This window comes from Streptomyces prunicolor NBRC 13075, from assembly GCF_000367365.1.
GTDB classification, from domain to species: Bacteria; Actinomycetota; Actinomycetes; order Streptomycetales; family Streptomycetaceae; genus Streptomyces; species Streptomyces prunicolor.
The window spans coordinates 1-18,370 of record NZ_BARF01000111.1; the positions used below are offsets into that span (position 1 = coordinate 1).

15 protein-coding genes are annotated in these 18,370 nt (G+C 70.0%); 14 read left to right on the forward strand and 1 reads right to left on the reverse strand.

Annotated features, from left to right (window positions below; translation table 11 throughout):
* Window positions 1–70: 70 nt before the first annotated feature.
* Entirely contained in the window at window positions 71–1,243 is a 1,173-nt protein-coding gene (locus SPR02S_RS46065; protein WP_019063828.1) for a YihY/virulence factor BrkB family protein, read from the reverse strand.
* 529 nt (window positions 1,244–1,772) lie between these two features.
* Between SPR02S_RS46065 and SPR02S_RS46070 the strand changes: the two genes are divergently transcribed.
* The 14 genes from SPR02S_RS46070 to cysC all read left to right on the forward strand — a co-directional run bounded on the left by SPR02S_RS46070 (window position 1,773) and on the right by cysC (window position 18,325).
* Window positions 1,773–4,223, forward strand: a complete 2,451-nt coding sequence (locus SPR02S_RS46070; RefSeq protein WP_019063829.1) for a Pls/PosA family non-ribosomal peptide synthetase — start codon at window positions 1,773–1,775, stop codon at window positions 4,221–4,223.
* 44 nt (window positions 4,224–4,267) lie between these two features.
* Entirely contained in the window at window positions 4,268–6,355 is a 2,088-nt protein-coding gene (locus tag SPR02S_RS46075) for a non-ribosomal peptide synthetase (protein ID WP_019063830.1), read from the forward strand.
* Between the two features lie 55 nt (window positions 6,356–6,410).
* On the forward strand, window positions 6,411–7,415 hold the full coding sequence (locus tag SPR02S_RS46080; RefSeq protein WP_026151489.1) for a TauD/TfdA family dioxygenase: 1,005 nt from the start codon (window positions 6,411–6,413) through the stop codon (window positions 7,413–7,415).
* On the forward strand, window positions 7,412–8,440 hold the full coding sequence (sbnB, locus tag SPR02S_RS46085; protein ID WP_019063832.1) for a 2,3-diaminopropionate biosynthesis protein SbnB: 1,029 nt from the start codon (window positions 7,412–7,414) through the stop codon (window positions 8,438–8,440). The genes SPR02S_RS46080 and sbnB overlap by 4 nt, the downstream gene beginning before the upstream one ends.
* A 36-nt stretch (window positions 8,441–8,476) precedes the next feature.
* Window positions 8,477–9,451, forward strand: a complete 975-nt coding sequence (sbnA, locus tag SPR02S_RS46090; protein ID WP_019063833.1) for a 2,3-diaminopropionate biosynthesis protein SbnA — start codon at window positions 8,477–8,479, stop codon at window positions 9,449–9,451.
* A 92-nt stretch (window positions 9,452–9,543) separates the two neighbouring features.
* Window positions 9,544–11,178 carry an acyl-CoA dehydrogenase family protein gene (locus SPR02S_RS46095; protein ID WP_019063834.1) on the forward strand — a complete coding sequence of 545 codons (1,635 nt, stop codon included), beginning with the start codon at window positions 9,544–9,546 and terminating at the stop codon, window positions 11,176–11,178.
* Window positions 11,179–11,420: 242 nt separating this feature from the next.
* Window positions 11,421–12,710 carry a helix-turn-helix domain-containing protein gene (locus SPR02S_RS46100; RefSeq protein ID WP_019063835.1) on the forward strand — a complete coding sequence of 430 codons (1,290 nt, stop codon included), beginning with the start codon at window positions 11,421–11,423 and terminating at the stop codon, window positions 12,708–12,710.
* Between the two features lie 209 nt (window positions 12,711–12,919).
* Entirely contained in the window at window positions 12,920–14,179 is a 1,260-nt protein-coding gene (locus SPR02S_RS46105; RefSeq protein ID WP_026151490.1) for a hypothetical protein, read from the forward strand.
* Window positions 14,180–14,224: 45 nt separating this feature from the next.
* Window positions 14,225–14,797, forward strand: coding sequence for a GNAT family N-acetyltransferase (locus tag SPR02S_RS46110; RefSeq protein WP_019063837.1), 573 nt, complete (start codon window positions 14,225–14,227; stop codon window positions 14,795–14,797).
* A gap of 127 nt (window positions 14,798–14,924) precedes the next feature.
* Window positions 14,925–15,008, forward strand: coding sequence for a putative leader peptide (locus SPR02S_RS66345; protein WP_317774501.1), 84 nt, complete (start codon window positions 14,925–14,927; stop codon window positions 15,006–15,008).
* Window positions 15,009–15,137: 129 nt separating this feature from the next.
* Window positions 15,138–16,835 (forward strand): nitrite/sulfite reductase, encoded by a 1,698-nt coding sequence (locus SPR02S_RS46115; RefSeq protein WP_019063838.1) that lies wholly within the window; start codon window positions 15,138–15,140, stop codon window positions 16,833–16,835.
* 31 nt (window positions 16,836–16,866) lie between these two features.
* Window positions 16,867–17,046, forward strand: coding sequence for a hypothetical protein (locus tag SPR02S_RS65365; protein ID WP_033281522.1), 180 nt, complete (start codon window positions 16,867–16,869; stop codon window positions 17,044–17,046).
* Window positions 17,043–17,753, forward strand: coding sequence for a phosphoadenylyl-sulfate reductase (locus SPR02S_RS46120; protein ID WP_019063839.1), 711 nt, complete (start codon window positions 17,043–17,045; stop codon window positions 17,751–17,753). The genes SPR02S_RS65365 and SPR02S_RS46120 overlap by 4 nt, the downstream gene beginning before the upstream one ends.
* Before the next feature lie 8 nt (window positions 17,754–17,761).
* Window positions 17,762–18,325, forward strand: coding sequence for an adenylyl-sulfate kinase (gene cysC / locus SPR02S_RS46125; RefSeq protein WP_373283435.1), 564 nt, complete (start codon window positions 17,762–17,764; stop codon window positions 18,323–18,325).
* The last annotated feature ends 45 nt before the right edge of the window (window positions 18,326–18,370 follow it).

Genomic DNA, 18,370 nt, shown 5'->3' on the forward strand with positions numbered 1-18,370 from the left:
AGCCCCGCGCCTCTTTGGGACGCGCTTCAGTTGGCCGGCGATCGAGAGGATCCCGTCCCCTTGGGGCGCCTTACTTGTCCGGTGATTGGGAGTTGTCCCCGGCTCCCTTGTGGTTGTGGGTGCTCTTCGCGTGCGTGCGGAGTCGTGACGTCACGTCCTCCGGAGGGAGGAAGCGGGACCAGCGTTCCGGGAACTCTGAGGGCATGTAGGAGTCGTCGGGGTCGTCGTCGTCCTCACCGTCCCGGGTGCGGACGGCGGCCATGCGGGCGACGTACTCGGCGACCTGCTCGTCCTGGCGGCGTTCGTTCGCGGCGCGGGCCGCGGCCGTCGCGGCGGCCGGCCAGACGCGGTCGATGGCCGCGTTGACGGCGGCGCCGACGAGCACGGCGAACGCGGAGACGCCGATCCACAGGAGGACTGCGACCGGTGCGGCCAGGGAGCCGTAGATGGTGGGGCCCTCGACCGTGCTGGTGAGGTAGATGCGCAGGAGGTAGCTGCCGAGGACCCACATGGCGAGGGCGACCAGCGCGCCGGGGACGTCCTCGATCCACGGGGAACGGACGGGGACGGAGACGTGGTACAGCGTCGTCAGGAAGACGATGGACAGGACGATGACAACCGGCCAGTACAGGACCTGGACGACCGTCTCCGACCACGGCACCACGTTCACCACGGCGTCCGGCCCGGCCACCATCAGCGGCAGCGCGATCGAACCGATCAGCAGGGCGGCGACGAACAGCGCGAACGACACGATCCGGGTCTTCACGATGCCGCGGACGCCGTCGAGGCCGTACATGACGGTGATGGTGTCGATGAAGACGTTGACCGCGCGGGAGCCCGACCACAGGGCGAACAGGAAGCCGATGGAGATGACGTCGGGCCGGCCGCCCTTCATCACGTCGTGCAGGATCGGCTGGGCGATCTCGTGCACGCCCTTGTCGGACAGGACCGTGCGCGACGCCTCCAGGATGTTGTTCTCCAGGCCGGCGATGCTGTCGGCGCCGGTCCAGCTGTCGACGTAGCCGAGCAGACCGATGAGGCTCAGCAGGAGCGGCGGCACGGACAGCAGCGTGAAGAACGCGGCCTCGGCCGCGAGGCCCAGGATGCGGTACTCCATGCAGGAGTTGACGGTGTCCTTGACCAGCAGCCAGGCGGTCCTGCGCTTGGAGACGTTCCGGTAGAGGGCACGCGCCCGGTGGAACCGGCCGGCGGGCCGCTCGGGGGATTCACTTGCTGACTGCACGCCCTAAAGGTATCCGGCGCACCGGGATGCACTCGTCCCCCGGGGCCGTCGGCCGGGCCGGGCGCCCCCGGGGACGGTCGTGTCATGCTCGCGCTGGCCGAAAACCTTCGTCCCGCGAATCGAATTCCCATTCGATCTTTTCATGCTTGTTTCGGATAGTGTCCCGGTGAGGACTTCGGCCGTCAATCATTGTTGACCAACCCCCTGTCCGGCGAAGACGAAAAAGCGCCATTGCCCGGTATGGCCTTGACCCGTTCCAGAATGTCCAGAAATAATCCGGACTGCATTCGTTGCGCGCGTTGGGACGACGTCAGCGCACACGACTCGGGGGAATCACTCGGCCCAAGACCAGGGCCTCGTCCATTTGGAAACTCTGTACACAATGCGGAACTCCATTCTCACGAATTCCCATTCACCCCACCCGTTTCGCGTGCTTTTTAATTTGCCCCTGCCGTGAACAACGGGCGCGACTCCGCCGTATTCGTCTTTGACAATACAAAGACCGCGATCATTACCAAGGAGCCACGTGGTGGGAAAACCCGGCACCGTCACCGAGACCGTCCTCGCGGAGGTCCTGGCCGGTGTCGTACGCAAGGAAGTCATACCGCTCGACAGTCACTTCTTCGACGACCTGGGCGCCAACTCGCTGGTGATGGCGCACTTCTGCGCCCGGGTCAGAAAACGCGAGGATCTGCCGTCGGTGTCCATGCGGGACGTCTACGGATATCCGACGATCCGCAGTCTGGCGGCGGCAATCGCCGACACGCCCGAGCCCGCCGCAGCGGTCGAGGCGGCGGAGACGCCGGCCGGGAGCACGGCCCGCTATCTGCTGTGCGGGGCGCTTCAGTTCCTCGTTTTCGCGCTGTATTGCGCGCTCACCGGGATGGTCACCGGACGCGGCTACGAATGGGTTTCCTCCGGTGACGGAGTGGTCCAGGTATATCTGCGCTCCGCGATATTCGGCGGCGCGGTGTTCATCGGTGTGTGCACGGTGCCGGTGGTGGCCAAGTGGGTTCTCGTGGGCCGCTGGAAGGAAACCGATTTCCCGGTCTGGGGCCTCGCCTACGTCCGGTTCTGGACGGTCAAGGCACTCCTGCACGCCAACCCGATGATCCTGTTCGCCGGCAACCCGCTCTACGTCCTGTATCTGCGCGCCCTCGGCGCCCGGATCGGCAAGGGCGTCACGATCCTGTCCCACTCCGTACCGGTCTGCACCGACCTGCTGACCATCGGAGACGGAACGGTCATCCGCAAGGACACCTTCTTCCTCTGCTACCAGGCGCGAGCCGGCCGTATCCGCACCGGCCGGGTCACCCTCGGCAGCGAGGTGTACGTCGGTGAGAAGACCGTCCTCGACATCGGCACGGTCATGGGCGACGGGTCCCAACTCGGCCACTCCTCCGCCCTGTACGACGACGCCCAGGTCCCGGCGGGGCAGCGCGTGCACGGTTCGCCGGCCCAGCCCACGGACGTCGACTACGTCCGGATCCCGCACGCGGACTGCTCGACGCTGCGCCGTTTCGGCTACGGCCTGGGCGCGTTCCTGCAGATGCTGCTGGTCTACGTCCCGCTCGCGATCGGCGGCACCTACATGCTGCTGACCGTGGTCCCGGCCCTCGACCACCTGCTGGACCCGAACACCAAGGACCTCAACTCCGCCCGGTTCTACGGCGAGGCGCTGGCCCTGTCGCTCGGGGCCTTCGTGGGGTTCGTCGTCCTCGGCTTCGCCTCGGTGTCCCTGCTTCCGAGGCTGCTCCGTCCGCTGCTGCGCCCCGACCGGGTGTATCCGCTGTACGGCTTCCACTACTCGGTGCAGCGTGCGGTGGCGCGGATGACCAACCTGAAGTTCTTCAAGTGGCTGTGCGGCGACAGCTCGTACATCACCGGCTACCTGAAGGCCATCGGCTACGACCTCGGCGAAGTGGAGCAGACCGGCTCCAACTTCGGTACGGAGGTGCAGCACGAGACGCCGTATCTGGCCACGGTGGGCAGCGGCACGATGGTCGCGGACGGGTTGTCGATCGTCAACGCGGACTTCTCCAGTACGTCGTTCCGGCTGTCGCGCGCGGTGATCGGGCCGCGCAACTTCCTGGGCAACAACATCGCCTATCCCTCGGGAGGCCGCACCGGCGACAACTGTCTGCTCGCCACCAAGGTGATGGTGCCGATCGACGGCGAACTCCGTGAGGGCGTGGGCCTGTTGGGCTCGCCGTGCTTCGAGATCCCGCGCTCGGTGGAGCGCGACAGCCGCTTCGACCATCTGCGCGAGGGCGACGAACTGAAGCGCCGGCTGCGCGCGAAGAACGGCGCCAACCTGCGCGCGATGGGCCTGTACCTGTTCGTGCGCTGGCTGCACTGGTTCCTGCTCACCGTGCTCGGCTTCGCCGCCGTCGACCTGTACGGGGGTGACGGCATCGGCGGGGGGCTGCTGATCGGCGCGTCCCTGATGCTCGGGCTCGGTTTCACCGCCGGGTACTGGGTGCTGGTGGAGCGTCTGGTGGGCGGATTCCGGCCGCTGGAGCCGAAGTTGTGCTCGATCTACGACCCGTACTTCTGGTGGCACGAGCGGCTGTGGAAGGTCCCGGACAACTACATCCAGGTGTTCAACGGGACGCCGTTCAAGAACCTGATCTGGCGGCTGCTGGGCGTGCGCATGGGGCGCCGGATCTTCGACGACGGCGCGTACATCACCGAGCGCACGCTGACCGCGATCGGCGACGACTGCACGCTGGCGGCGCACACCAAGGTGCAGTCGCACTCGCAGGAGGACGGCACCTTCAAGTCCGAAATGATCACCATCGGCGCCGGCTGCACCCTCGGGGTGGGTGCGCTCGTTCACTACGGCGTCTCGATGGGTGACGGGGCCGAACTCGCCGCCGACTCCTTCCTGATGAAGGGCGAGGAGATGCCGGCGCGGTCCCGGTGGGGCGGGAATCCGGCGGTGGCGCCACGGCGCGCCGGACAGCACATGACTCCCTGACGGCTCGTGCCGTAGGGGGAAGGAAACAGGGGGGAAAGAGAACGATGGAGATCATTCCGCGGTGGACGCTCACTCCGATGCCCGGTGTGGCGGAGTACGAAGTGTCCCTGCCCGACGGGCTGTTCATCGAGCCCGCCGCATTGAAAGCGGCCCACGCGAAGGTGCTCGGCACGCTGTCCGGTGAACCCGCCGAGGAGGACCCGGCGTTGCAGGTGAGCGTCACCGGCCGCACGCTGCGGCTGCGGTACCGAACCGAGGTCCTGGACGCCGGGGCCGCCGCCCGCATCGCGGGCTACCACCTCACCGCGCTGACCGAGCCGGACCGGCCGATGCTGCTGTCGGACGCCGAACTCCGCTTCCAGCTCGACGAGTTGGCGGGCCCGCACCGCGAGCTGCCGGACCGGCGGGTGCACGAGCTGTTCGAGGACATGGTGGCGGTGTGCCCGGACGCGGTCGCCGCCGTGCAGGGCGAGCGGCAGTGGACGTACCGGGAGCTCAACTCCCGGGCGAACCAGCTGAGTCGGGCGCTGCTCTCCCGGGGACTGACCCGCGAGGGTGTCGTGGCCGTGGTGCTGGAGCGGAACCTGGACTGGATGGCCGCCGTGCTCGCCGTGTTCAAGGCGGGCGGGGTGTATCTGCCCGTCGAGCCGCACTTCCCGGCCGACCGGGTGGCGCGAGTACTCGAACGTGCCGGGTGCGAGCTGGTGTTGACCGAGCGCGGCAGCGACGGCGCGCTGGGCGACCCGTCCGACCGCACGCTCTATGTCGACGAGGCGTACGCCGAGGGGCATTCGGACGGCGACCTCGGGATCGCGGTCTCACCCGGTCAACTCGCCTACATCTACTTCACGTCGGGCTCGACGGGTGAGCCCAAGGGCGCGATGTGCGAGCACGCGGGGTTCCTCAACCACGCGTTCGCCAAGCTCGACGACCTGGGGATCGGGGCCGGGCAGGTGGTCGCGCAGACCGCGCCGCAGTGCTTCGACATCTCGCTGTGGCAGTTGGTCTGCGCGCCGCTCGTGGGCGGGCGGACGCTGCTGGTGGGGCAGGACGTGATCCTGGACGTGGCCCGGTTCGTCGACACGATCGAGGCGGGGCGCGTGAACGTGCTCCAGGTCGTGCCGTCGTATCTGGAGGCCGTGCTGGCCGAGTTGGAGCGGCAGCCGCGTGAACTCCCCGACCTGCGCTGTGTGTCGGTCACCGGGGAGGCCGTGAAGAAGGAGCTCGTGGACCGCTGGTTCGCGGCGCGGCCCGGGGTGCGGCTCGTCAACGCCTATGGTCTGACGGAGACTTCGGACGACACCAACCACGAGGTCATGGACCGGGCACCGGACGGCGACCGCGTCCCGCTCGGCCGGCCCGTCGCCAATGTGCGGGTGTACGTCGTCGACGAGGATCTGGTGCCCGTGCCGCTGGGGGCGCCCGGCGAGATCGTGTTCTCCGGTGTGTGCGTGGGCCGGGGGTACGTCAACGATCCCGAGCGGACCAGGGCGGCGTTCACCGAGGACCCGTACCGGCCCGGTGAGCGGCTGTACCGCAGCGGTGATCACGGGCGCTGGCGGCCGGACGGCAAGCTGGAGTTCCTGGGGCGCCGGGACAGCCAGGTGAAGATCCGCGGCTTCCGTATCGAGATCGGCGAGATCGAGAACGCGCTGCTGCGGGTGGACGGGGTGCGGGACGGCGCGGTGGTCGTCGTCCGCGGGACGCAGTTGGTGGCGTTCTGCACCGGCCCGCTGCCCGTCGAGGCCGGCGCGGTGCGGTCCACGCTCGCCGAGTCGCTGCCCGCGTACATGGTGCCGTCGGTCGTGCACTGGCGGGCGAGCCTGCCGTTGACCGCCAACGGCAAGACCGACCGCAGGACGCTCACCGCGCTCGCCGGTGACCTGGACGCCGTAGGGGACGGCCCCGGCACGCCCGCCGAGCGCCGGCTGGCTGCGGCCTGGGCGGCGGTGCTCGGCATCCCGGCCGAACGGATCGGCCGCCAGGACCACTTCTTCGACCGCGGCGGCACCTCGCTGGCCGCGGTGAAGCTGGCGGTGGCCCTCGACCGGGCGATCAGCCTCAAGGACGTCACCCGTCACCCGGTCCTCGCGGACCTGGCCGGACTGCTGGACCCGCCGGTCTCCTCCTGAGACCAGCCGCACCCCCGGCCGAATGATCGACAGCACCACCGAAAGGAACACCGAGATGTCGCTCTCTTCCGCGACTCTGCTCAACTCCGTCGCCCTCAGCCCGGACAGTCCACCGCTGCTGCACGCCGACGTCGGTTCTGACCCGGTCGGCTGGGCCGCCGGGCACCGTGCGGCGCTGCGTTCCGTCGTCGCCGAGCACGGCTGCGTCCTGGTCCGCGGGCTCGGCCTCGCCGACCCGGCCGGGGCCGAGACCGTCTTCCGGCGGCTCACCGACTCCCTGATGGCCGACCGCGAGCCGTTCGCGCCCCGCCGTACCTACGCGGAGGGCGTGTACTCCGCCACGAAGTGGCCGACCGACCAACCGATGTGCCAGCACCACGAGTTGAGCTACGCCCTGGACTTCCCCGGCCTGCTGCTCTTCGCCTGCCTGGAAGCGCCGACACAGGGCGGTGCGACCCCGGTCGCCGACGCCGAGGCCGTCCTCCAGTCGCTGCCCGCGCCGCTCGTGGAGCGGTTCGAGCGGGAGGGCTGGATGCTCACGCGGACGTACCACGAGGAGATCGGGGCGTCGGTCGCCGAGGCCTTCGGCACCGACGACCGCTCCGTCGTGGAGCGCTACTGCCGCACCCAGGGCATCGAGTTCGCCTGGCAGCACGACGGTTCCCTGCGCACCCGCCAGCGCCGCGCCGCCGTGCTCCGCCACCCGGTCACCGGACGCCGCTGCTGGTTCAACCAGATCGCGTTCCTGAACGAGTGGACGATGGAGCCCGAAGTGCGCGAGTACCTCGTCGACGTCTACGGCGCCGACGCGCTCCCCTTCAACACCCGCTTCGGGAACGGCGATCCGGTCGACGCGGGCATCGTGACGACCATCAACGAGGCCTACGACCGGCACGTGCGGCGCGAGCCGTGGCGGTCGGGGGATCTGCTGCTGGTGGACAACATCCGTACCGCGCACGGCAGGGAGCCGTTCGAGGGGCCGCGCGAGGTGCTCGCCGGGCTCGGCGATCCGGTGCGCCTGAGCGACCTCGCCCCGACGGCCGGCGGGAGGGCCGCATGAGCATCGACACACCTTCCTTCGCGGTGATCAGCGGCGAACAGGTCCAACAGGCCCTGACCGGGCGGGAGTCGGAGATCGGCGCCCTGGTGGAGGCCACCTACCGGCTGCACGGCGCGGGCGACTCGGTGAACCCGCCGTCGTTCTTCCTGCGCTTCCCGGACCGCCCGTCGTCCCGGATCATCGGACTGCCCGCGTCACTCGGCGGACCGCAGCGGGTGGACGGCCTGAAGTGGATCTCCAGTTTCCCGGGGAACACCGGGTCGGGGCTGCCCAGGGCCTCGGCGGTGCTGATCCTCAACGACCCTGACACCGGCTATCCGTATGCCTGTCTGGAGAGTTCGGTGATCAGCGCGACCCGTACGGCGAGTTCGGCGGCGCTCGCGGCCGACAAGCTCAGCCAGGGGCGTGAACGGCCGCTGCGGGTCGGCTTCATCGGGACGGGACTGATCGCCCGCTACATCCACACCCATCTCCGCGCCACCGGCTGGGAGTTCGAGGAGACGGGCGTGTACGACCTGTCCGCGGAGAGCGCGGAGGGGTTCCGGGAGTATCTGGAGCGGTCGGGGGCTCCGGGGCGGCTCACGGTGCACGACAAGGCCGAAGGGCTCATCCGCTCCAGCGACTTGGTGGTCTTCGCGACCGTCGCCGGCTCGCCGCATGTGCACGATCCGGCCTGGTTCGACCACCATCCGCTGGTCCTGCACGTGTCGTTGCGGGATCTCGACCCGGCGATCCTGCTCGCGTCCGCGAACTTCGTGGACGACGTCGAGCACTGCCTGAAGGCCGACACCTCACCGCACCTGGCCGAACAGGCCACCGGGGGGCGGGAGTTCATCGACGGCACGCTGGACGACGTCATGACAGGCCGCGTGAGCGTACCGACCGACCGGACGGTGGTGTTCTCGCCGTTCGGCCTGGGGGTGCTCGATCTCGCGGTCGGCAGGTTCGTCCACGACGAAGTGGTTCGAAGGGGCGAACTCCACGTCGTCGACGGCTTCTTCCACGAGCTGCGCCGGTACGGCTGACGCAGATCGTGGCGCACCACTAGGGGGAGAACAAACATGGCTGTTATTTCCGATCCCGCGGAGTTCAACGAGGACGACCTCTACGTCGACCTGCGGGCAGCGCTGGAACTGCCGCTCTATCTGAAGTGCGAGGGGTTCAACTTCGCCGGCTCGGTCAAGCTCAAGGCCGCCACGGAGATGGTGAACGCCGCCGAGCGGGCCGGCATCCTGCGGCCCGGCTCGGTGCTGGTCGAGTCGTCGTCCGGCAACCTGGGGGTGGCACTGAGCGTGATCGCGGCGAGCCGCGGTTACGGCTTCCTCTGCATCACCGACAGACGCTGCAACGTACCCACGGTGCAGCTGATGGAGGCGCTCGGCACCCGGGTCCACGTCATCGACCAACCCGACGTGCACGGCGGTTTCCTGGGCGCCAGGATCGCGTACGTGCGGGCGCTGTGCGCCTCCGACGAGCGGTACGTATGGCTCAACCAGTACAGCAACCAGGGGAATTGGCGGGCGCACTACCGCACCACGGCACCCGCCATCGCCCGCCGGTTCCCGCAGCTGGACGTGCTCTTCGTCGGCGCCGGCACCACCGGGACGCTGATGGGCTGCGCACGCTGGTTCTGGCAGTGGCGGCGCCGGGTGCGGATCGTCGCCGTGGACGCCGTCGGCTCGGTCACCTTCGGCGGTGAGGCGAGGCCCCGGATGATCCCCGGGCTCGGCACCAGCGTGGCGCCGCCCTTCCTCGACACGTCGTACATCGACGACGTGATCCATGTCGAGGAGCCGGACACCGTGGCGACCTGCCGTCGGCTGGCCGCGCGGGGCTTCCTGTTCGGCGGGTCCACCGGCACGGTCGTCAGCGGGGCCGAACAGTGGCTCGCCCGCAACGGCCGGCACGGCACCACGGCGGTGGCGATCGCTCCTGACCTGGGCGAACGCTATCTGGACACGGTGTACCGCACTGGCTGGCTGGAAGAGGAGGCGCCCGAGACCGCGATGCTGGCGACCATGTCCCGCTCGGCCTGACGTCGGCGGGGACGGCTGTGCCAGGGTGGATCTCCACAGCACCGCGCAGTGGAGATCCAGACCACCACCGTCCCCACGGGTAGGTTCCAGCCATGGCACGCACCACCCATACCGTGACGAACCAGACTCCCCCACTGGTCGGATACGACGTCTTCACCGCCGACCGCGTCCTGACGGAGGCGGTCGAACGGCACACCGCACCCGGACTGCTGGACGAGGTCCGCGGCGACCTGTCCGCACTGGGCCGCGCCGCCGGCTCGGCCCAGGTCCAGGAGTGGGGTGCGCAGGCCGACGACAACCCCCCGGGCCTGCGCACCCACGACCGTTACGGCCATCGGATCGACGAGGTCGAGTTCCATCCGGCCTGGCACCGGCTGCTCGGCAAGGGTGTGTCGGCCGGGCTGACCGCCGCCTGGAACCGCCCGTCCGGGCATGTCCGCCGGGCCGCCGGACTGCTGGTGTGGACCCAGGTCGACGCGGGCAACGTCTGCCCGCTGTCGATGACCCACGCGGCGGTGCCCGCCCTGCGCGCCGACCCCGCGCTGGCCGCCGAGTGGGAGCCCCGGCTGACGTCCCTGGTCTACGACCGTGAGCTGCGGCCCGCCCACCTCAAGGCCGGGGCGGTCTTCGGAATGGGCATGACGGAGAAGCAGGGCGGCAGCGATGTCCGCGCCAACACGACGGAGGCGCGCCCGCTCGCCGAGGACGGGACGTACGAGCTGACCGGCCACAAGTGGTTCTGCTCGGCGCCCATGTCCGACGGTTTCCTCGTGCTGGCACAGGCACCCGGCGGACTGACCTGCTTCCTGGTGCCCCGGGTGCTGGCGGACGGCACCCGCAACGTGTTCCTGCTCCAGCGGCTCAAGGACAAGCTGGGCAACCGGTCGAACGCCTCCGCCGAGGTCGAGTTCGACGGCACCTGGGCGCGCCGGGTCGGCGACGAGGGCGCCGGGGTGCGGACCATCATCGGGATGGTCGCGGCGACCCGGCTCGACTGTGTGCTCGGCTCGGCCGGTCTGATGCGGCAGGCCGTCGCGCAGGCCGTCCATCACACCGTCCACCGCGAGGCGTTCGGCGGCAGGCTCTTCGACAAGCCGCTGATGCGCAATGTGCTGGCCGACCTCGCCCTGGAGTCGGAGGCGGCCACCACGCTCGCGCTGCGGCTCGCGGCGGCCTACGACGACGGTGGCGAACAGGAGCTGGCGTTCCTGCGGTTGGCGGTGCCGGCCGCCAAGTACTGGGTGACCAAGCGCTGTTCGCCGGTCGCGGTCGAGGCGGCCGAGTGCCTGGGCGGCAACGGATACGTCGAGGAGTCCGGACTGCCGCGCCTGGTAAGGGAGTCGCCGCTCAACTCGGTCTGGGAGGGCGCCGGGAACATCCAAGCCCTCGACGTACTAAGGGCGTTGCAGCGCGAACCGCAGGCACTGAACGCCTTCCTCGTCGAGGTCGGCCGGGTGCGCGGCGCCGATCACCGGCTGGACGGGGCGATGAAGAACCTGCTCGCCGAGTTCGCCGATCTGGAGGGCATCGAGGGCCGCGCCCGGCGCGTGGTCGAGCGGATGGCGCTCGTACTCCAAGGGGCGCTGCTCGTGCAGCACGCACCGCCGGAGCTCGCCGACGCGTTCTGCGCCTCGCGGCTGGGCGGCGACTGGGGCACCACCTTCGGGACCCTGCCGCCGAGTCTGGACCTGACGTCGATCGCGGAACGGGCCCGGCCGACGGCCTGAACCGCACCGGCACGACGCGAGGGTGGTGCTGCGCCGACACGGCACCACCCTCGCAGCTGCAACAAGTCTCAGCCACCGTACGGCTGTTCACCAGGGTTGCAGAGGGTTGCAACTTGGTGGCCACTGTGTCCGGACTGTCTCCCTCCGTCACCGCGGAGCGGCACTATGAGACCAACAGTCGATACGAGAACCACAGCCGACATGAGAACAGCAGTCGAATACGGGACCGGAGAGAAGGACCCATGGCGAACCCGCCCGTCGGCCCGTCACGGCGCGCCACCGTCGACGCGGCGCGGACGGCCCGGATGCTGAGCGACGCCCGGCACACCCCACCCTCGCCACCGCGCGCCCGCACCGCGCCGCGCCCGGTGATCGAGGAGTCCTGGGAGCGCGCGTTACGCGGCGGGACCCACCCCGACCACGATCTGCGGACCGGGCTGCTGTCGCGTGAGGAGGTCGAACGGCGGCGCGGCACAAGCCCGTTGAGACACGTCCTGCCGGTGCTGCGGGAGGGCTTGGTGTCGGTCGCGGACGCCGCGCACCACATCGTGCTGGTCGCCGACGACGAGGGCCGCGCGCTGTGGCGGGAGGGCAGCGCCGCGGTGCTGCGCAAGGCCGACGAGGTCGGCATCGAGGTCGGCACCGACTGGCGCGAGGACGTCGTCGGCACCAACGGCGTGGGCACCCCGGCGGTCGTACGGCGGCCCGTGCAGGTCTTCGCCGGGGAGCATCTCTCGCGCGCGCTGGCCTCGTTCACCTGCGCGGGCGCCCCGATCACCGACCCCAGGGACGGCCGGCTGATCGGTGTCGTCGATGTCAGCGGCCCGCTGGAGACCATGCACCCGGCCACCCTCGCCTGGGTCGACTCGGTGGCCAAACTCGCCGAGGCCCGGCTGCGCGAGCAGCATCTGACCTCGCTGGAGCGGCTGCGCGCGGTGGCGGCGCCGATCCTGCCCCGCATCGGCGGCCGGGCCCTGGTGGTGGACCGGGACGGCTGGACGGCGGCGGTCACCGGAATGCCGTACGTGAGGCGGATCGCGCTGCCCAAGTCGCCTTCCGGGGGACGCCGTTGGCTGCCCTCGCTCGGGCTGTGCTCTCTGGAGCCGCTGGCCGGTGGGTGGTTGATCCGTGCCGCCGACGAACCGGTGCCCGGTGCCGCCACGCGGATCGTGCTCGATCTGACGCTGCCGCGCCGCTGGTCGGTGACGGCCTTCGGCAGCGCGGGCTCCTGGACCCATGAACTGAGCCCCCGGCACGCCGAGTTGCTCTACCTCCTGGCCCTGCACCGCACCGGCCGCAGCGCCGCGGCCCTGGCCGAGGACATGTTCGGCGACCCGGGCCGCACGGTGACGGTGCGCGCGGAGATGTCGCGGGTACGGCGCTATCTCGGGGCGTTCCTGGAGCACCGGCCGTACCGCTTCCGCGAGGACGCGGAGGTCGAGGTGCTGTGGCCGGAGGACCCGCGGGAGTTGCTGCCGCACTCGACGGCGCCGGGGGTGGCGAGGGGGCGGACGTCGGTCGAGGTGCCGTAGCGGAGGTGGCGGAGCGGACCCGGTTCCGTGGCGGGGCGTAGCGGACAGGTGGCGCAAATGACACGTCCGGCAGCATCTTCCGCATATTTGCAGGGTCTTACCCATGGGGCGGCCAGGACTGCCGTAGCATCCCCCTACGGGCCACCCCACCTGCTCCCTGGTCAACGCACGGATCACCAGGCGCAGTTGGCTCGCCTCGGGAGGACACTATGAGTGCACGTGGGCGACATCGCCGGCGCAGGCGGGGCAGGGCGCTGCGCGCCGTGCTGACCGGGGCCGCGCTCGGCCTCACCGCGGCCGCGACGATGATCAGCGCCTCGCAGGCGACGGTCGGTTCCGATCCCGGGGCACTGAAGCCCCTCACCTCGGCCTCCGACCTCGGCGCGTTGCAGCTGCGGGAGCACCTGGAGCCACAGCAGTCCCTGGACCGGCTCTCCTCGGCGATGGGCCGCCCGGTCGGCGTCGACGCCGTTCTGAAGAGCGCCGACCACACCCTGCGCGACGCCGCGGACTGCACGACCGACGAGAAGTCGGCGCTGCCCGTCGAGCCGGCGGCCACGCGCGCGTACTGCTGGGACAGCGGCGACGCGGCCGACCCGGCGTGGACGCCCCGCTCGGTGACCACCTCGGGCGACGCCGACGAGGACGGCTGGTGGGGCTCGAACCGGGTGATCCTCTCCGGCTGGAGCGCCACCTCCCGCGGCCTGGCCCGGGTCGGCTTCGTGAACGCCGCCGACCCCGCTCATCTCACGTACACCTGGGCCCTGTTGGCCGTACCGACCGACGGCGGACGTGACTATCGGGGGCTCGTCTCCAAGATCTCCGGCATGGTCTGGTACCAGGACAAACTCCTGGTCACCACCAGCGGCGGGACCCGCGACGCCCTGTACGTGTACGACATGAACCGCATCCAGCGCACCACGGTGACGACCTCCGCGGTCGGCCGGGTGCGCGAGGGCTGGTCGGCGGCCGGGTACCGGTATGTGCTGCCCGCGATCGGGTCGTACCGACTGGCCGGCGGCAAGGCGGCCGTACGGCCCGCGGGTCTGTCCCTGGACCGGAGCACGGTTCCGGACAGTCTGGTCGCGAGCGGGGCGAAGCACCTGTGGCGCTACCCCTTCAGCCTGGACCCGGCGCGTCCGGGGCTGCTCGCCACCGACTCGGCGGAGCGCGCGGTGCCCGAGGAGGCGTACGCGACGAAGGTCGACGGCTCCGGGGGCGTGCTCGCGGTCGGGTCCGCCTGGTACGTGGGCGGCGCGGCCGGGACGGACGGCGGCCGGGGCTCGATGTGGCGCCAGGACACGCAGGGCGCCAAGGCCACCGAGTGCGGATCCGACGAGACGCACCGGTGCTGGAGCGCGCAGACCGACTCCCTCTCCTACTGGCAGGAGACCGGCGAGGTCTGGTCGGTTTCTGGACGGATGCTGTTCGCGCTGCCGCTGAACTCGATCGACAGTTCGCTGGGTTGATCCACTGATCGACAGATCCCACAGCCGGATGATTCCCTGACCTGCATGACGAACATCCCGGTGACCACCTGGTCCCTGGAGCAGACCGACCCGAGCGACCTCCTCCCGGCCATGGAGCCGGACGGGGACGTGCGGATCGCCCGCTCCGAGGTGCCCTCCCCCGAGTTCAGCCGCTATCTGTACGCGTCCGTGGGCGGGGACATCCTCTGGATCGACCGGCTGCACTGGACGTTCGCGCAGTGGCAGGAGCACCTGGACCGGCCGGGCGTGGAGACCTGGGTCGTGTACGACCGGGGCACGCCCGCCGGGTACGCGGAACTGGAGCCGCAGGACGACGGAGTCGTCGAGATCGTCTACTTCGGCCTGATCCCCGCCTTCCGCGGCCGCCGCCTCGGCGGCCACCTCCTCTCCTACGGCGCCGCCCGCGCCTGGGACCTCGCCGACCGCTGGCCCGGGCGGGCGCCCACCAAGCGGGTCTGGCTGCATACCTGCAGCCTGGACGGCGTGCATGCCATGGACAACTACCAGCGCCGGGGCTTCAAGCTCTTCGACACCCAGGTCGAGGAGGTGACCCAGGCGCCCACCCCGGGCCCCTGGCCGGGCGCTTACCGCGCCTGACCTGCGCCGACAAGACGCCGTGCGCGCCTTGTGACCGATGACACCCTCGTCTCGCATATCGAGACCAGGGTGTCCGCATGGCGGACGAAGCTGGACTGTGTCCAGAACGCCGTGACACGCTTCCGTCATGTCCGGAACTGGAATTGCCTTGGTGAGTCGGCGGCACGTCGACCTCGGCCGCATGTCCAGCGCCATCTGTCCGGCCGTCTAGCCGAGCCGCAGCACCGCCGGATTTCCCCGTATCTGCCTCATACTGCGCAAAGACGCGCGCGTATGCCCGCATGCGCCCGTACACGCAGGTCAGAGCCGATCACCCGCCTGTCCCGGAGGACGTAGAACCATGGCCGCCACCCCTGAGAACCCTGCAGCCGCAGCGCCCCGCCGCAAGGTGAGCCGTCACCGCGGTGAGGGTCAGTGGGCCGCCGGACACTTCACCCCCCTCAACGGCAACGAGCAGTTCAAGAAGGACGACGACGGTCTCAATGTGCGGACACGCATTGAGACGATCTACTCCAAGCGCGGCTTCGACTCGATCGACCCGAACGACCTCCGCGGCCGAATGCGCTGGTGGGGGCTGTACACCCAGCGCAAGCCCGGGATCGACGGCGGCAAGACCGCGATCCTGGAGCCGGAGGAGCTGGACGACAAGTACTTCATGCTGCGCGTCCGGATCGACGGCGGCCGGCTGACCACGGACCAGCTCCGCGTGATCGGCGAGATCTCGCAGGAGTTCGCGCGCGGCACGGCCGACCTCACCGACCGGCAGAACGTGCAGTACCACTGGATCCGCATCGAGGACGTCCCGGAGATCTGGAACCGCCTCGAAGCGGTCGGTCTCTCCACCACCGAGGCCTGCGGTGACACGCCCCGCGTGATCCTCGGCTCGCCCGTCGCGGGCATCGCCGAGGACGAGATCATCGACGGCACCCCGGCGATCGACAAGATCCACGCCCGCTACATCGGCACCAAGGAATTCTCCAACCTGCCGCGCAAGTTCAAGACGGCGATCTCCGGCTCCCCGCTCCTGGACGTCGCCCACGAGATCAACGACATCGCGTTCGTCGGCGTCGACCACCCCGAGCACGGCCCCGGCTTCGACCTGTGGGTCGGCGGCGGTCTGTCCACCAACCCGAAGATCGGCGTCCGGCTCGGCGCCTGGGTCCCGCTGGACGAGGTCCCGGACGTCTGGGCCGGCGTGATCGGCATCTTCCGCGACTACGGCTACCGGCGGCTGCGCACCCGCGCCCGCCTGAAGTTCCTCGTCGCCGACTGGGGCCAGGAGAAGTTCCGCCAGGTCCTGGAGGACGAGTACCTCAAGCGCAAGCTCGTCGACGGCCCGGCCCCCGCGCAGCCGGTCGCCCGCTGGCGCGACCACGTCGGCGTCCACCGCCAGCAGGACGGCCTGTTCTACGTCGGTTTCGCCCCGCGCGTCGGCCGCGTCGACGGCACCACGCTCACGAAGATCGCCGAGCTGGCGCAGGCGCACGGCTCGGGCCGGCTGCGCACGACGGTCGAGCAGAAGATGATCGTGCTCGATGTGGCGGAGGACCAGATCGACTCGCTGGTCGAGGGCCTCGAAGCGCTCGGCCTCACCGCCAAGCCGTCCCCCTTCCGGCGCGGCACGATGGCCTGCACTGGCATCGAGTACTGCAAGCTCGCGATCGTCGAGACCAAGCAGCGCGGCATCACGCTCATCGACGAACTCGAGCGCCGCATCCCGGAGTTCGACGAGCCGATCACCATCAACATCAACGGCTGCCCGAACGCCTGCGCCCGTATCCAGGTCGCGGACATCGGTCTCAAGGGCCAGTTGGTCCTCAACGACCAGGGCGAGCAGGTCGAGGGCTTCCAGGTGCACCTCGGCGGCGCGCTGGGCCTGGAGGCCGGTTTCGGCCGCAAGGTCCGTGGCCTGAAGGTCACTTCGGAGGAACTGCCCGACTACGTCGAGCGGGTCCTCACCCGGTTCCAGCAGGAGCGCGAGGACGGTGAGCGGTTCGCCGCCTGGGCCACGCGTGCCAGCGAGGAGTCACTGTCGTGAGCGGCAGCGAACGACAGCGAAAGGAGAGGCCGTGAGCGAGCGAGCGGCTCCCTTCTACTGCCCCTACTGCGGCGACGAGGACCTGCGTCCCAGCGAGCAGGGTCATGGCGCATGGGAATGCGCGGCATGCAATCGGGCCTTTCAGCTGAAGTTCCTCGGGCTCCTCGCCCGAGGGCTCCGGCAGACCGACGCAGGGGGAGACGAGATATGACGACGACTCAGAAAGCGCGCCCCACCGACGACTTGAAAGCCCTGGCCGAGCAGGCGGGCCGCGACCTGGAGGACGCCTCCGCGCTGGAGATCCTCCAGTGGGCGGTGCAGACCTTCGGCAAACAGTTCTGCGTGACCTCCTCGATGGAGGACGCGGTGGTCGCCCACCTCGCCTCCCGCGCGCAGCCCGGCGTCGACGTGGTGTTCCTCGACACCGGCTACCACTTCCCCGAGACCATCGGCACCCGCGACGCGGTCGAGGCCGTGATGGACGTCAACGTCATCACGCTCACCCCGCGCCAGACCGTCGCCGAGCAGGATGCCGAGTACGGTCCTCAACTGCACGACCGTAACCCGGACTTGTGCTGCAAGCTGCGCAAGGTGCAGCCGCTGGAGCAGGGCCTGACCAAGTACGCGGCCTGGGCGACCGGGCTGCGCCGCGACGAGTCCCCGACCCGGGCGAACACCCCGGTCGTCGGCTGGGACGAGAAGCGCCGGAAGGTCAAGGTCTCCCCCATCGCCCGCTGGACCCAGGACGACGTGGACGCGTATGTCGCCGAACACGGCGTGCTGACCAACCCGTTGCTGATGGACGGCTACGCGTCCGTCGGCTGCGCGCCCTGCACCCGCCGGGTCCTGGAGGGCGAGGACGCCCGCGCCGGCCGCTGGGCGGGGCGCGGGAAGACCGAGTGCGGGCTGCACGAGTGACCGCGGCTGTGCTTTCTACGAATCAGGAGAACCACGTGACGACCGGAGCCACCGTCTGGCTCACCGGACTGCCCAGTGCCGGCAAGACCACCATCGCGTACGAGCTGGCCGACCGGCTGCGCGAGAAGGGCCACCTCGTCGAGGTGCTCGACGGCGACGAGATCCGCGAGTTCATCTCGGCGGGCCTCGGCTTCAGCCGCGAGGACCGGCACACCAACGTGCAGCGCATCGGCTTCCTCGCCGAACTGCTCGCCCGCAACGGCGTGTTGGCGCTCGTCCCGGTCATCGCGCCGTACGCCGACAGCCGCGAGGCCGTCCGCAAGCGGCACCAGGAGAGCGGCGCCGCCTACGTCGAGGTGCATGTGGCGACCCCGGTCGACGTGTGCTCCGTACGCGATGTGAAGGGTCTCTACGCCAAGCAGGCCGCCGGTGAACTGACCGGGCTCACCGGGGTCGACGACCCGTACGAGGAGCCCGAGTCGCCGGACCTGCGGATCGAGTCGCAGCACCAGACCGTGCAGGAGTCGGCGGCGGCAGTCCACGCGCTGCTCACCGAGAGGGGACTGGCATGACGGCGACCGTCGCCAAGACCGACGAGGGTACGGACACGCCGTACG

Bases quoted from the DNA above. Each gene is read 5' to 3' on its own strand.
- SPR02S_RS46100 (WP_019063835.1), top strand. From the start codon at position 11,421: ATGGCGAACCCGCCCGTCGGCCCGTCACGGCGCGCCACCGTCGACGCG.
- SPR02S_RS46115 (WP_019063838.1), top strand. From the start codon at position 15,138: ATGGCCGCCACCCCTGAGAACCCTGCAGCCGCAGCGCCCCGCCGCAAG.
- sbnB (WP_019063832.1), top strand. From the start codon at position 7,412: ATGAGCATCGACACACCTTCCTTCGCGGTGATCAGCGGCGAACAGGTC.
- SPR02S_RS46110 (WP_019063837.1), top strand. From the start codon at position 14,225: ATGACGAACATCCCGGTGACCACCTGGTCCCTGGAGCAGACCGACCCG.
- sbnA (WP_019063833.1), top strand. From the start codon at position 8,477: ATGGCTGTTATTTCCGATCCCGCGGAGTTCAACGAGGACGACCTCTAC.
- SPR02S_RS46105 (WP_026151490.1), top strand. From the start codon at position 12,920: ATGAGTGCACGTGGGCGACATCGCCGGCGCAGGCGGGGCAGGGCGCTG.
- SPR02S_RS46080 (WP_026151489.1), top strand. From the start codon at position 6,411: ATGTCGCTCTCTTCCGCGACTCTGCTCAACTCCGTCGCCCTCAGCCCG.
- SPR02S_RS46075 (WP_019063830.1), top strand. From the start codon at position 4,268: ATGGAGATCATTCCGCGGTGGACGCTCACTCCGATGCCCGGTGTGGCG.
- SPR02S_RS46095 (WP_019063834.1), top strand. From the start codon at position 9,544: ATGGCACGCACCACCCATACCGTGACGAACCAGACTCCCCCACTGGTC.
- SPR02S_RS46120 (WP_019063839.1), top strand. From the start codon at position 17,043: ATGACGACGACTCAGAAAGCGCGCCCCACCGACGACTTGAAAGCCCTG.
- SPR02S_RS66345 (WP_317774501.1), top strand. From the start codon at position 14,925: ATGTCCGGAACTGGAATTGCCTTGGTGAGTCGGCGGCACGTCGACCTC.